The sequence below is a fragment of the Rubritepida flocculans DSM 14296 genome (assembly GCF_000425365.1).
Classification (GTDB): Bacteria; Pseudomonadota; Alphaproteobacteria; order Acetobacterales; family Acetobacteraceae; genus Roseococcus; species Roseococcus flocculans.
Genome location: NZ_AUDH01000006.1, coordinates 38,410 through 51,685, shown reverse-complemented (window position 1 = coordinate 51,685; position 13,276 = coordinate 38,410). Strand labels below are relative to the sequence as shown.

At 75.9% G+C, this 13,276-nt stretch carries 14 protein-coding genes; 4 read left to right on the top strand and 10 right to left on the bottom strand.

Annotated features, from left to right (window positions below; genetic code table 11):
- The first annotated feature begins 54 nt into the window (after positions 1-54).
- Both H596_RS0107915 and H596_RS0107910 read left to right on the top strand, forming a co-directional pair.
- Positions 55-861, top strand: a complete 807-nt coding sequence (locus tag H596_RS0107915; RefSeq protein WP_027284424.1) for a hypothetical protein — start codon at positions 55-57, stop codon at positions 859-861.
- A complete protein-coding gene (locus tag H596_RS0107910) occupies positions 858-2,087 on the top strand; it encodes a hypothetical protein (RefSeq protein WP_027284423.1) in 1,230 nt (409 codons plus the stop codon). Before H596_RS0107915 ends, H596_RS0107910 begins: the two co-directional genes overlap by 4 nt.
- A gap of 141 nt (positions 2,088-2,228) precedes the next feature.
- Here the strand turns inward: H596_RS0107910 and H596_RS0107905 are convergent, their stop codons facing one another.
- From H596_RS0107905 to H596_RS0107875, 7 genes are all read right to left on the bottom strand, one after another.
- Positions 2,229-4,403, bottom strand: coding sequence for a glycosyltransferase (locus H596_RS0107905; protein ID WP_027284422.1), 2,175 nt, complete (start codon positions 4,401-4,403; stop codon positions 2,229-2,231).
- Positions 4,400-5,626, bottom strand: coding sequence for a hypothetical protein (locus tag H596_RS0107900; RefSeq protein WP_037300538.1), 1,227 nt, complete (start codon positions 5,624-5,626; stop codon positions 4,400-4,402). Before H596_RS0107900 ends, H596_RS0107905 begins: the two co-directional genes overlap by 4 nt.
- Positions 5,623-5,907, bottom strand: coding sequence for a DUF3253 domain-containing protein (locus tag H596_RS20685; protein WP_037300535.1), 285 nt, complete (start codon positions 5,905-5,907; stop codon positions 5,623-5,625). Before H596_RS20685 ends, H596_RS0107900 begins: the two co-directional genes overlap by 4 nt.
- Entirely contained in the window at positions 5,892-6,473 is a 582-nt protein-coding gene (locus H596_RS0107890; RefSeq protein WP_027284420.1) for a pyridoxamine 5'-phosphate oxidase family protein, read from the bottom strand. The genes H596_RS20685 and H596_RS0107890 overlap by 16 nt, the downstream gene beginning before the upstream one ends.
- The gene (locus H596_RS0107885) at positions 6,470-7,372 is read right to left on the bottom strand and encodes an NAD(P)/FAD-dependent oxidoreductase (protein WP_027284419.1); all 903 of its coding nucleotides are present in this window, start codon (positions 7,370-7,372) and stop codon (positions 6,470-6,472) included. Before H596_RS0107885 ends, H596_RS0107890 begins: the two co-directional genes overlap by 4 nt.
- 274 nt (positions 7,373-7,646) lie before the next feature.
- Positions 7,647-8,837: a zinc metallochaperone GTPase ZigA gene (zigA, locus tag H596_RS0107880; protein ID WP_027284418.1), complete on the bottom strand. Its 1,191-nt coding sequence runs from the start codon at positions 8,835-8,837 to the stop codon at positions 7,647-7,649.
- Entirely contained in the window at positions 8,834-9,460 is a 627-nt protein-coding gene (locus H596_RS0107875; RefSeq protein ID WP_051212629.1) for a DUF1826 domain-containing protein, read from the bottom strand. The genes zigA and H596_RS0107875 overlap by 4 nt, the downstream gene beginning before the upstream one ends.
- 107 nt (positions 9,461-9,567) lie before the next feature.
- On the opposite strand from H596_RS0107875, the gene eno reads away from it, so the two are divergent.
- Positions 9,568-10,845, top strand: a complete 1,278-nt coding sequence (eno, locus tag H596_RS0107870; RefSeq protein ID WP_027284416.1) for a phosphopyruvate hydratase — start codon at positions 9,568-9,570, stop codon at positions 10,843-10,845.
- 118 nt (positions 10,846-10,963) lie between these two features.
- On the opposite strand, the gene H596_RS0107865 is transcribed toward eno, so the two are convergent.
- On the bottom strand, positions 10,964-11,212 hold the full coding sequence (locus tag H596_RS0107865; protein ID WP_156910068.1) for a hypothetical protein: 249 nt from the start codon (positions 11,210-11,212) through the stop codon (positions 10,964-10,966).
- Positions 11,213-11,424: 212 nt separating this feature from the next.
- Here H596_RS0107865 and H596_RS0107860 point away from each other — a divergent pair, with 212 nt between their 5' ends.
- Positions 11,425-11,757: a septum formation initiator family protein gene (locus H596_RS0107860; protein WP_037300529.1), complete on the top strand. Its 333-nt coding sequence runs from the start codon at positions 11,425-11,427 to the stop codon at positions 11,755-11,757.
- 26 nt (positions 11,758-11,783) lie between these two features.
- Here H596_RS0107860 and H596_RS20680 read toward each other — a convergent pair whose 3' ends face one another.
- Both H596_RS20680 and lipA read right to left on the bottom strand, forming a co-directional pair.
- Positions 11,784-12,269, bottom strand: a complete 486-nt coding sequence (locus H596_RS20680; RefSeq protein ID WP_037300527.1) for a type II toxin-antitoxin system RatA family toxin — start codon at positions 12,267-12,269, stop codon at positions 11,784-11,786.
- Complete coding sequence (lipA, locus tag H596_RS0107850) at positions 12,269-13,234, bottom strand: lipoyl synthase (protein WP_027284413.1); 966 nt, start codon at positions 13,232-13,234, stop codon at positions 12,269-12,271. The genes H596_RS20680 and lipA overlap by 1 nt, the downstream gene beginning before the upstream one ends.
- Positions 13,235-13,276 lie beyond the last annotated feature (42 nt).

The window sequence follows — 13,276 nt, the reverse complement described above, 5'->3', positions numbered from 1 at the left end:
CGCCCCCCTCCCGGATCAAGCCTGCGTTAACGACGGCTCTGGCATGCCGGGCGCATGAAGGGCTCCCCCTCGCTCGCCGCGCCGCAGGACGGATGGATGACGCGCGATGCGCGCGCCCTGTCGCGCCCCGCCACGGTGGCGGAACGCGGCGTGGTCGCGCCCTTCACGGCGCCCTTGCTCTTCGGGGTGCGGTTGCGCGCCGGCGGCCAGGCTGGGCTGGAAGTCGTGTTTCCCAATCCTTCGGGGCGGGAGGGCTGGTTCGTCCTTCCCTGGAAATCCGCCGCCGAAGCCTTCCGGCCCAGCCTTGCGGACCGGGCGCTGATGGCCGCGCTGGGCGAGGCGCAGCCCACCCCATCCGCGTTGCGGGCCGCCGCGCGCCGCGCGGCGGCGGAGGGGCTTGCGGGCCGGGCCGCCCGCCGGGCCGCGCAGTCGCCCCCGCCCGACGGCGCGACGCAGCGCCTGCGCGTCGAGACCTTCCTTGCCGAGATCGGTCTGGCCGCGCGGAGCGCCGCCACCGAATCCGACCGGCGGCGCTGCGAGGCGCTGCGCGCCCAGGGCCAGGCCGCCGCGGCGCTCGCCGCCGCCCAGCCGGCCGCCTGCCCCGTGGGCGCGGCGCGGCGCGAGTGGCTGCTCGACGGATGGGAGCTCTTCGCCGCCGCCTGGGCCGAAACCCCGGCGGCGGAACGCCCGGCCCTGCTGCGTCAGGCCGCCTGCCTTGCCCCGCCCCTGCCGCTGGAGGCCGAATCCTGGCCCGGCGGCGAGGCGCTCGGCCCGGAGGCGAGCCCGCGGGGCGGCGGGGCGCTGGGCGCCGTCGCGCAGGAACTGGCGGAGGCGGCGCTGGCGCGCTGGCTCGCCGCGTGAGCGGACTCGCACCCGCCCAGCTCCGCGACCTGGCGCGCGCCGCGCGCGCGGCGAGCGATTCCCAGCTTCTGCGTCTCGTTTCCGTGCTGGACCGCCTGCCCCGGCGCGGCGCGGCCGATGCGGTGCTCGAGCCCGTGCGCCATCGCCTGGGCGCGCTCCGGCCCGAACGGCCGATGACGCCCATGCGCCTGCTCTTCCTGCCGATGGAGGGCGTCCTCGTCGCCCCGCGCGACTGGCGGGGGGAGGGGCGGCAGCTTCCGCGCAACGCGCTCGCGCCGCTCGGCGAGGCGGTGTTCGCCGCGGCGCCGGGGCTGGCCGAGGCCCTTGCGGCCTCGATCGGCGAGGCGCCGCTGTCCGACCACGCGCTGGCGGCCAAGCTCGGCGCGCGGCTCTGGCCGGCCGCCGCGCACTCCCTGCCCGAGGGGCCGCCGCCCGGCTGGGCCGGCGCCGGCCTGCCCGAGCCTGCCTATGCCCGGCTGCGCTCGCTCGTCGCGCTGCTCTGGCGATACGGCCCGGGCGTGCATGGGCTGCGCGTGGCGGGGCCCGACGGACCGCCCGAGGAGCTGGCGCGCCCTTTCTTCCGCGCCCTGGCGGCGGAGGGGGCGGAGGCGGTGGAGATCGGCCTCTCCGCCGTGCTCGCGGCGGCGGCGCGCCCTGCCCGGCTGGTGGCGCTGGTGGCGGGGCTGGATCCTGCCCTGGCCCCTGCCGCGGAGCGCGCCCTGGATCAGTTCCTGAGCGGCTTGACGCCGCCGCGCCCGGAGGGCGAGCTCGGCCGCGCCGCCGCCGCCGCCGGGCGCTTCGCCGCGCTGGTCGAGGATCTGGAACGGACCGCCACCCGCGCCGCCCCGCGCCGCGCGCAAATCCTGCAGGGGCTGCGCCACGCCGCCGCGGGACACTGCAAGGCGCGGCTGGAAGCGGAGACGGCCGTCGGGCTGCTCGGCCCGCTCAGCGAGGTGCTGGCCGCGCCGGCCGGTTCGGGCGCGATGGACGATGCGGAGCTGGGCGCGCTGGAGCGGCGTGCGCGCGCCCTGCGCGCCCTGGCCGAGGCCGGCCGACGGCTGGATGCGCAGGGCCGGATGCCCGCCGAGGGGCTGCGCGCCGTGGGCGCACGGCTGGCCGCCGCCCTGCCGGGCCTGCCGGAGAGGGGGGAGGGCTTTCTCCGCGCCGATGCGCTGCGCCTGCTCGAAATCCTGGAAGGGCCGGAGGCGGCGGCGGCCCGGCGCTGAGCGACGCCGACCGCATCATCCCAGCGGCCGCTGATTTCGACCCCTGAGCAGGCGGTGCGGCCGCTGGTATGCCTTTATTTTGGCGCGCAGCCGCCACACCAACCCTGCGCGCGATACGGGCGGCATGTGATGCCGCCCGCATCACCCCCCGAGAAAGCGCCGCGCCCCCGGATGTCCCGGCGCGAGGCGCAGCGCCTGCTCGGCCAGGGCGCGCGCCGTCTCCTCCTGGCCGTTGGCGGCGACCACATCGGCCAGGGCCAGCAGCGCCTCGGCGCTCTGCGGCGGGTGCGCGTTGACCAGGGCCTGCTCGGGCGCGGCCGCCGGCAGCCTCGCCCAATAGCCTTCGCCCCGGGCGCGCTGGCCCGCCACCTCGCGCTCGATGGCGAAGCGCATGGCCGCGCGCAGCGGCTCGGGAATGGCGGCCAGGGTGGGGCGGGCGGCGCGGCGGTGGCTGGCCAGCAGCATCTCCGCCCCCTGCGCCCCCGTCTGCGCGCGGGGCCAGACGCGGTAGAAATAGAGGATTTCGGGCAGGCACTCGACCACCAGCCCCGCCAGCACCGCGGCCTGGAGGAACTCCCAGTCCTCGAAGTTGCAGCGCTCCTCGGTGAAGCCGCCGAGCCGCTCCCAGGCGGCGCGGCGGAAGAACATGTTGGTGTCGCCCAGCGCGTTGACGAAGGCGCCGAGGCTGGCGCTGGGCCCGACGGGGATCCAGACCGGGCGGGTGGCGCGCGCCGCGGGCGGCGGGCCGGCGCCCGCGAAGGCCTGGGACTGGCAGGTGAGGATGTCCGCGCCCCGATGGTGGAGGGCGCGCAGGAACACCTCCACCGCCTCGGGCATGGCGGCGTTGTCGTCGTCCATCAGCAGCAGGAACTCGCCCGCCGCGGCCTCCACGGCGCGGCGGCGGGAGGCGCCGTGGAACAGGTTCTCCTCGTTGCGCAGCAGCCGCCAGCCGCGCGCGGCGAAGCGCGGGGCGAGCGCATCGAGGAAGGCGCGCGCCGCCGGGTCGCGCCCCGCATCGTCCACCAGCACCAGCTCGATGTGCGGATGGGTCTGCGCCTCGATGGAGGCGATGGCCTGCGCCAGCGGGGCCACCCGCTCATGCGTCGCCATGCAGACCGAGACCAGCGGCGCGCCCGAGACGAGAGCGGGCGCGGCCGGGGGCGGGCGCAGCCGCGCCTGGAAGCCGAGCCAGGCGGCCGTCGCCTCCTCCGGCGTCACGGCGGGGCGGGCGGCCCGGGCGCCCTGCTCCAGCGCGCCCGCCATGGCGGCGGCGAGCCCCTCCACCCCGGGCGGGTAGAGCACCCGCGCCTGGTCCTCCTCCGCCACCAGTTCGGGGATGCCGCCCAGGCGCGGGGCGAGGAAGGGCAGCCCGGCGGCCAGGCACTCGATCACCGCATAGGGCGCGTTCTCGATGCGCGAGGCGATGACGGCGAGCCGCCCGGGCGCGGCGAGGAAGGCGCGCGCCCCCTCGGCATCCAGGTCGTTCACCACGCGCCAGGGGGTGCGCCAGGCCCCGGCCGCCTCGGCGAGCCAGGCCAGGGCGTGGCCCGTCTCCATCTGGCCGACCTTGCCGAGGAAGCTCACGCGCCGCGGCGCGCGGCCCGCCGCCTCCAGCCGGGAGAGGGCGGCGCAGAACAGGTCGAGCCCCTTGCGCGTCTCCAGCCGGCCGAAGAAGACCAGCTCCTCCACCGGCAGCGGCCCCTCGGGGGGCGCGGCGCGGGGGAAGCCGGCGGGCAGCATGTTGGGCAGCACCCGCCCGCCGCCGGGCAGCCGCCAGCCCATGCGCGCCACCTCCTCGAGCAGGTAGCGCGAGGGGGCGGCGGCGACATCCGCGCCCTCGGCGCTCTGCCGCTCCATCCAGTCCGTCTCCAGCAGGCCGAGATCGCTCACGGCCTCGGCCGAATGGGCGCGGTGCCAGAGGGTGGGGGAATGGAGCTGGCAGACCAGCGCCGTCTCGCCGAAGGCGAGCCCGCAGCGCTTGGCCACGGTCAGCCAATGGCCGATGCCGCGCATCTCGTGGAAATGGATGGCGTCGAAGCGCCGGGCCTTGAGCCACCGATAGGCCTCGAAGGCGACGATGCGCGCCTCCGGCGGGGCGTGCAGCGGCACGAAATCCAGCCCGCGCTCGGCGTAGTGCCGCCGCCAATGGGCGAGCGGCAGGGTCTCGGTGTAGTCGGGGCCGAAGAGCACCGTCACCGCATGGCCGGCGTCGCGGAAACGCTCGGCGCAGGCGAGGAAGGCGGTGCCCATGCCGCCGTTGCGCACCGGCCCCGGGAAATCCGAGGTGAGCAGGCAGATGCGCTGGGGGCGGCTCACGCCTCGGCCTCCAGGAGCAGGGTGAGGCCCTGCCGGGCCTGGGCGCGGGGCGTCCAGCCGGCATCGGCCAGCAGATCGCGCAGCGCGGCCTCGCCCATGAACCACCACCAGGGCGCGGCGATGCCGGCGGCGCGGGCGGCGGCCTCGCTCAGCCCCTCCGGGAGCTGCGAGAGCTGGGGCAGGGCGAGGCCATGGGCGCGCAGCGCCGGCTCAAGCGCCCTGGCGCGCTCGGCGCCGAGCGCCTCGGCGGGCCAGAGGCTCTCCGCGCCGAAGCCGGGGATGATCCCCTCGGGCAGGGCGGCGGTGGCGAGCAGAAGCCGCCGCGCCCCGGTGCGGCGCAGCGCGGCGAGGCGGCGCAGCGGTTCGCGCTGCCCCTCGAGCCCCGCGCCCTCGGCCAGCAGATCCACCGGGCCGAGCCGCGCGGCCAGATCCGGGGCCTCGGGCGGGTCGGCGCGCCACCAGGCGGCGGGGGCGTCGCTGCGCGCGAGCGCGGAGGGGATGGGCGGGGCGTGACCCACCCCGGCGGCGCGGATCACGTCCTCGGCCAGCGCCTCCAGCCCGAGGCGGCGGCCGGCGGCCATCAGCGCGGCGTCCGGCGCGGAAGGGGGGCGGGGGCCGAGCACCCGCGCGCTGGCCGCCCCGCCGGCCAGGGCCTGGAGCAGCAGGGCGGGGGCGTCGGGGGTTTCGCCGGTCAGCAGCAGGTGGCGGCCGGGGGCGCGGGCCATCAGCGCGGCGAGGAAGGGCGGGTCGGGCGGGACATCCGCTGGGGCGGGCGCGCTGGCCTCGGGCGCGGGCGGCAGGCGGCCCGGCAGGGCGGCGAGCCAGCGCGCGAGAAGCGCCCGCCCCGCCCCGCCATCCGGGCCGGGCGCAAGCCGCCGCGCGAGGAGGAACAGCGCCGCACCCCCCGGCCGGGGCCGCGCCTCGGCCGCCAGCAGCGTGGGCAGACGCAGCAGCGGGCTGCGCAGCAGCCATTGCGCCTGGCCGCGCTCCGGCCATTGCGCAAGCAGGCGGCAGCGCGGCTCCTCGGCGGCGAGGGCGCACAGCGCGGCGAGCACCGCCGCGGGCGGGGCCGGCAGGGGCGGGCTGCGCAGCGCCGCCGTGCCCGGATGGCCTTCCGGGAGCACCAGGCAGAGGCCCTCCGCCGCCGCGGGCGGCGCCGCGAAATCCAGCGGCCGGGGCGGCGCGCCGCCCACCGGATCGAGCCAGGCCGTGAGCGGGTTCACGCGCCCCCCTCGCGCGCCGCCCGCAGGCGGATCACGCCGTGCATGGCCTCGGGCGGGACGGGCTTGCCCTTGCGCAGGATTTCGACGCGCCCGGCCGCGGCCAGGGCGGCGGCGGCGGCGCGCACCGCCTGCAGGTGGCGGCGCCAGCCCTCGGGATCCAGGGCGCGCGCGACCTCGGAGGGGCAGATGGACTTCTCCGGGCCCCGCAGCGCGGTGAGGCGGAGGATTTCCGCCTCCAGCGCCGCCCGATCCGGCGCGGCGCGGGTCAGGGGGCCAGCCATGTCGCCTCCTCGCCCGCCTCGCCCCAGGCGAAGCGCGCGCGGCGGTGGCCGGCGGCGTCGAGCCAGAGCCACTCCATCCGCGCGAAGGTGAAGAGGATGACCGCGAAATGCGCCCGGCCGGAGTCCGGATCGCGCGGGGCGGGCGGCGGGGCCGCGAGCGGCGTGCCGGGGGCGGGCGCGAGGGCGTAGCACATGCGGCTGAAGGGGCGGCTCGCCGCCCAGGCGGCCTCGGCCAGCGCGTCCTCGCGGTGCAGGCTCGCCCGGCCCTCGAGGCGGAGCTGGATTTGCGCGCGCGCGTCGTAGAGGTGCAGCGCCGCGCGCGGCTCGCGCGCCAGCTCGGCGATCTTGGCGCTGCGCGCGTCGCTGTGCAGGCGCAGGCTGCGGGTCTCGGCGTCGAAGCCGCGCAGCACCAGGGTGCGCGCGCGCGGCGCGCCATCGAGACCGATGCTGGCGAGGGTGGGGGTGTGGAAGGCGTGCCGCCGGTCCGCCACGCCGCGCGCCAGCAGGGCGAAGGCCTCGGCGCGCGCGGCGGCCAGGTCGTCGGCGAAGGCGGGGCGGGGCTTCATCCGCGCGCCAGCCAGCGCGCGGCCAGCGCCGCGCCGGAGTCGAAGGCCGCCTCGGCCCGGCCGCCCAGGCATCCGTCCGAGGCGTAGCCCAGCGTCCCCTCCAGCAGGCAGGGCTCGCCCAGCGCCTGCTCCAGCAGCGAGAAGCGCCAGCGATGCGCCTGGGCGAAGAGCGGCTCGGGCGCGCCGAGCGCGGCGAGAAGCGGCGCGATGACGGCCTCCGGCGCCGCCTCCAGATGCGCCCGGGAGAAATCGGGGCCGGCCTGGATCACCCAGTTCTCCTGCGTCGCGTCGCGGCCGGGCTTGGCGCTGTCGCGCGCCGCCCAGCCGATGGGGCCCTGGCCGCGCAGCGTCTCCGGCAGCGCGAGGCGGGCGGGGAAGGCGGCCAGCACCGTCCAGCAGGGCGCGTAGCGGATGGGCGCGAGCCGCGCCGCGAGCCCCGGGGCATGCGGGGCGAGCAGCGGGATGGCCTGGGGCGCGGGGCAGGTGAGCAGCACCCCCGCGAAGGGGCCCTCCTCGCCGCCCGCATGCAGGAGGCGCCAGCCCGCCCCCTCGCGCCGCAGCGCGGTGACGGTGACGCCGGTGGCGAGATCGAGCCCCCGCGCCAGATGCCGCCCGAGCGCGGACATGCCGGGCAGCGGCACGCGCCGGGCGGCGTCGGGCCAGGGGGCGCAGCCGGCCTCGGCGAGCAGGGCGGGGAAGGGGGCGCGCTCGGCCCGCAGATACTGCGCGCCATGGTCGAAGCGGTGCTCGGCCCCCGCATGGGTCACGCGCCGCGTGGCGAGCCGCCCGCCCGGGCCGCGGCCCTTGTCGAAGAGGCGGACGGGCTGGCCGGCGGCGAGGAGGGCGCGCGCGGCGGAGAGGCCGGCGAGCCCGGCGCCGAGAATGGCGAGGGGAGGCATGGCCCCTTCCATGGCAGCGCGGGCGCGCGGGGCGCAAGATGGGCGGGGGCGAGGGAGCCGGGCGGCCGCCACGCCGCAGCGTCAGCGCCCAAGCCAGCCGGCTGCCTGTGTCATACCAGCGGCCGCTGATTTCGCCTCCTGAGAAGCCGGTGCGGCCGCTGGTATTCCTTATGTGTTGGCGCGCAGCCGCCACACCGGGTTCCATCGACGCAAAGCGTCGATGGGCGCCCGCCAACCCTGCGCGCGATACGGTCGGCATATCATGGCGACCGTATCACACCCCCCAGGGCGGGAAGGGATCCGGGAGCCTCGCCCAGGCCTTGGGTCCGCCGCGCATCTCGGCCTCCGTCAGCAGGCAGGCGTCGAGCTTCCGGCGCAGCGCCGTCTCGTCCATGCCGATGCCGATGAAGACGATCTCCTGCCGCCGGTCGCCCCAGGGCTCCTCCCAGTTCGCCATCACGCCGCGCCGCCAGTCCGGATCCTCCGGCCAGCTCTGACTGGGCTGTGCGGCCCACCAGAAGCCCGCCGCCTCGTGCCGGCCGATCGCGCCGGCAAGCTGCCAGGAGCCGGCCCAGGGCATGCGGGTTGCCAGCCAGAAGAAGCCCTTGGCGCGCACGACGCCGGGCAGCTCGCTCTCGATCAGCGCCTTGAAGCGCGCGGGGTGCAGCGGCCGCCGCGCCCGCCAGACGAAGGAGCGGATGCCGAACTCCTCGCTCTCCGGCAGGTGCTGCCCCGACAGCGCCTGCGCCCAGCCGGCCGCCTGCGCGGCGCGGGCGAAGTCGAACCGCCCGGTGCCGAGCACATGGGCGAGCGGCACCTGGCCGCGCACCGCGGCGACGATCTCGGCCTCCGGGTTGAAGGTCGCGATCAGCCCGGCGAGGCGGCGGAGCTCGGCCTCCTCCACCAGATCGGCCTTGTTGAGCACGATCACGTCGGCGAACTCCACCTGCTCGACGAGGAGGTCCACGAGGTGGCGCCGGTCGCCCTCGCCCGCGGTCTGGCCGCGCCTGGCGAGCGTGTCCGGGGAGGCGTAGTCCGCGAGCCAGGATTTCGCGTCCACCACCGTCACCATGGTGTCGAGCCGCGCGAGGTCGGAGAGGCTGAAGCCCCGCTCGTCGCGGAAGTCGAAGGTGGCGGCGACGGGCATGGGCTCGGAGATTCCGGTGCTCTCGATGAGAAGGGCGTCGAAGCGCCCCTCGCGGGCGAGCTTCGCCACCTCCACCATCAGATCCTCGCGCAGCGTGCAGCAGATGCAGCCGTTCGACATCTCGACCAGGCGTTCCTCGGTGCGCGACAGGCTGCCCGCGTTGCCCACCAGCGCCGCGTCGATGTTCACCTCGCTCATGTCGTTGACGATGACGGCGACGCGCCGGCCCTCGCGGTTGGCGAGGACGTGGTTGAGCAGCGTGGTCTTGCCGGCGCCGAGGAAGCCGGAGAGCACGGTGACGGGAAGGCGCTGGGTCATGGCGCGTCGGCTTCGTCGATGCACAGCAGCAGGCGGCTGCGCTGGGGGCAGGGAAGGGCGGAGAGCGGCGGCGAGCGGTGCAGCACATGCGCGCCGGGCCGGGCGCGGCCGCGCAGCAGCATCACCGCACCGGGCGGGGCTTCGTGGATGACCGTCTCCGGCCGGTCGGGATCGCCCATGGTCCATTGCGTCCCGGGCCCGGCATAGGTGACGAGAAGGCGGAGCCCCACCGCGTCCACATGGAATTTCCGGCAGGCGTCGCCGGTCACGCCCTCCAGCCGCAGCCTTAGCCGTGGGCGGCGCGACAGCGCCGCGAGGATGTGGGCGAGGCGACGCCCATCCGCCAGCAGGTCGAGCGGCGCGGGGGCGGGCAGGGCGGCGGCGAGCGCGTCCCACCCCTCTTCGGGCCCGCCCTCGGCGCTGACGCGGAAGGGAGCGGCGGCGCGGAGCGGGGCGAGCGCCCGCGCCCAACCCGCCGGGAGGGGGCGCAGCCAGAGGGCGAGCCCGACCTCCGGCCGCAGCGCGGCGAGCAGCACCGTTTCCTCGGAGGAGATGAGGGCCCGCGGGGCGGGCGGCGCGGCGGCGACCGCATCGGGGCCGAAGGCTTCGCAGAGGAAGGGCATGTAAGTAACAATATAACATTGCAATTCCCTGTCCAGCCCGCCGCTTGCCCTCCGCCCCGCCCCGCCCTATCCGCGCCTCGGAAGACGCCCGCAGCAGGAATCCCCGCATGCCCGCCATCGCCAGCATCATCGCCCGCGAAGTGCTCGACAGCCGCGGCAACCCCACCGTGGAGGCCGAGGTGATGCTGGAAGACGGCAGCACCGGCCGCGCCATCGTCCCCTCCGGCGCCTCCACCGGCGCGCATGAGGCGGCCGAGCTGCGCGACGGCGATGCGGCGCGCTTCGGCGGCAAGGGCGTGCGCCGCGCCTGCGCGCACATCGAGGGCGAAATCCTCGAGGCGCTGCGCGGCATGGACGCGGCCGACCAGGTGGCCATCGACGAGGCGATGATCGAGCTGGACGGCACGCCCAACAAGGCGCGGCTCGGCGCCAACGCCATCCTCGCCGTCAGCCTCGCCGTGGCGAAGGCGGCGGCCGAGGCGCATGGGCTGCCGCTCTACCGCTATGTGGGCGGCGCCTTCGCGCGCACCCTGCCGGTGCCGATGATGAACATCATCAACGGCGGCAAGCATGCGGACAACCCGATCGACATCCAGGAATTCATGATCATGCCGGTCGCCGCCGGCACGGGGGCGGATGCGGCGCGCATCGGCGCTGAAATCTTCGCCGCGCTGAAGAAGGCGCTGGGCGAGGCGCACCACAACACCAATGTGGGCGACGAGGGCGGCTTCGCCCCCAACATCGGCTCGGCCGACGAGGCGCTGGGCTTCATCGCCAAGGCCTGCGAGAAGGCCGGCCACCGGCTGGGCGAGGAGGTGATGCTCGCCCTCGACTGCGCCGCCACCGAGTTCCACCACGACGGGAAATACGTGCTGGCCGGCGAGGGCAAGACGCTCGATGCCGCGGGGATGGTGGCGTATCTCGAGGGGCTCTGCGCCCGCTGGCCCATCATCTCCATCGAGGACGGCATGGCCGAGGACGACTGGCAGGGCTGGGCGCTGCTGACCGAGCGGCTGGGCGGAAAGATCCAGCTCGTCGGCGACGATCTGTTCGTCACCAACCCCGAGCGGCTGCGCCTCGGCATCGAGCGGCGCACGGCCAACTCCATCCTGGTGAAGGTGAACCAGATCGGCACGCTCACCGAGACGCTGGAGGCGGTGGAGACGGCGCATCGCGCGGGCTACACGGCCGTCATGTCCCACCGCTCCGGCGAGACGGAGGACGCCACCATCGCCGACCTCGCGGTGGCCACGAATTGCGGGCAGATCAAGACGGGCTCGCTCAGCCGGTCCGACCGGCTGGCGAAGTACAACCAGCTCATCCGCATCGAGCAGGATCTCGGCTCCGCGGCGCGCTATGCGGGGCGCACGATCCTGCGGCGCTGACCGGCCGCCCGGCGCCGCCTGATCCCGGCGGCCGCTGTCTTCGACCCGTGCGAAAGCGGCGCGGCCACTGGTGTGCCCTTGTCTTGGCGCGCCGCCGCCACGCCAACCCTGCGCGCGACTACTGGCACTGCAGCGAGGCGGCCGGGGTGTTCGGGTTGCCCTGTTCGCGGAACACCGTCAGCCGCTTGGACGTGTCCACATTGCCCTGGCTGTTCGTGCAGAACACCCGGAAGAAGCGCCCGTCGTTCAGCCCGCCGATATTGCCCGAGAGCGCCGGGATCACCGGCGCCTGCGCGAGCGCGAGCCCGGCGCCCAGCAGCGTCACGGCGCCGGCCCCGCAGAGCAGGCCCAGGGTGAATCCCTTCATCGCATCCTCCATCATGGCGGGCGCCCGCCCATCGGGCCGCCCGCGCCAGGGAGCCTGCGCCTGCCCCACCCCCCGCCGCAACCTCGGCGTGCCGATGGGCGGGATCGGCGCGCCCGATGCGTGCAGGCCGCGCCGCGAGGGCGCTTGCCAGCGCGTGCGGATGGTGATTCCCTGGCGCTGCGGGTGGGGGCCCGCACGGGGGATTGCGGGAGATGGGCGGTTTCGGCCGATGGATGGGCCGCACGGTCAAGGCGCTGCTGGCGCCCGCGCTGCTGCTCGGCCTCTCGGGCTTCTTCGTCTGGCACGCCCAGCACGGCGAGCGCGGGCTCGCGACCTATCAGGCGCGCGAGCTGGAGCTTGCCGAGGCGCGCCGGGCCCTCGCCGCCGCGCGCGAGGAGCGCGAGGCGGCGGAACGGCGCGTGAACGCCCTGCGCGGCCAGCAGCTCGACCGCGACCAGCTCGAGGAGCGGGCGCGGGCGATGCTCAACCTCGCCCACCCGCAGGAGATCGTGATCCCCTATCCGCCGGGGCAGCGGCTTTTCTGACGCGGGCGGCCCTTCGGCCGGGGCGATCACCCCCCGCTCGGCGTCGGCGCCGGGGCGGGCGCGGCGGCGCGCAGGGCGGAGTTGCGGCCGTAGAGATGCATCGCGCGGCGTTCGAAGGCGCGCACCATCAGCCGCGTGGCCTCGTTGAACACGGTGCCGATCAGCCCCTGCAGCAGCCGCGAGCGGAACTCGAAATCCACGAAGAAATCCACCTCCGTCCCCTCCGGCACGGGGGTGAGCCTCCAGGTGTTGTTGAGGTAGCGGAAGGGCCCGTCGAGGTAGCGCACCTGCACGAGATGCGGCCGCGCCAGCGTCACCTCGCTGCGGAAGGTCTCGCGGATCATCCTGAAGCCGATGGTCAGATCCGCCACCAGCTTCGTCTCGTCGCGGGAGAGCACGCGCGCGCCCACGCACCAGGGCAGGAATTCCGGGTAGCGGTGCACATCCGCCACGAGCTGGAAGATCTCCTCGGGCGTGTGGCGCAGGATGCGGCGCTCGGCGTGGGTGGGCATCAGGCGGCCGCCAGCGCCTTCTCCCGCGCCGCGCGCAGCGCCGCGAAGTCCCGGTCCGCGTGGTAGGAGCTGCGGGTGAGCGGGCTGGCCGAGACGAGCAGGAAGCCCTTGGCGCGGGCGAGCGCCGCGTAGTCCTCGAACTCCGCGGGCTCGACGAAGCGGGCCACCGCGGCGTGCTTCACCGTGGGCTGGAGATACTGGCCGATGGTGAGGAAATCCACCTCGGCCGAGCGCAGGTCGTCCATCACCTGCTGCACCTCCAGCCGCTCCTCGCCGAGGCCGACCATCAGGCCGGACTTGGTGAAGATCCCGGGGTCGAGCTGCTTCACGCGGTCGAGCAGGCGCAGCGAATGGTAGTAGCGCGCCCCGGGCCGGATGCTCGGATAGAGGCGCGGCACGGTCTCGAGATTGTGGTTGAACACGTCGGGCCGGGCCTCGACCACCACCTCCAGCGCGCCCTGCTTGCGCAGGAAATCGGGCGTGAGCACCTCGATGGTGGTCCCGGGCGAGGCGGCGCGGATGGCGCGGATCGTCTCGGCGAAATGGGCCGCCCCGCCATCGGCGAGGTCGTCGCGGTCCACGCTGGTGACGACGACATGCGCGAGCCCGAGCTTCCCCACCGCCTCGGCCACGCGGCGGGGTTCGTCGGCGTCGAGCGGGCGGGGGATGCCGGTGGCGACGTTGCAGAAGGAGCAGGCGCGCGTGCAGGTCTCGCCCATGATCATCATGGTGGCGTGGCGCTGCGACCAGCACTCGCCGATATTGGGGCAGGCCGCCTCCTCGCAGACGGTGACGAGGCGGTTCTCGCGCATCAGGGCGCGGGTCTCGCGATAGACGGGGTGGGTGGGGGCCTTCACGCGGATCCAGGCGGGCTTGCGCTGGATCGGGTTGTCCGGGCGATGGGCCTTCTCGGGGTGGCGGGCCGCGCCCGTCCGCGTGCGGTGGTCGATCTCGATGCGGGCCATGGGCGGGCGGTTTCTCCTTCCCGTCATATAGGAGCGGGCGCG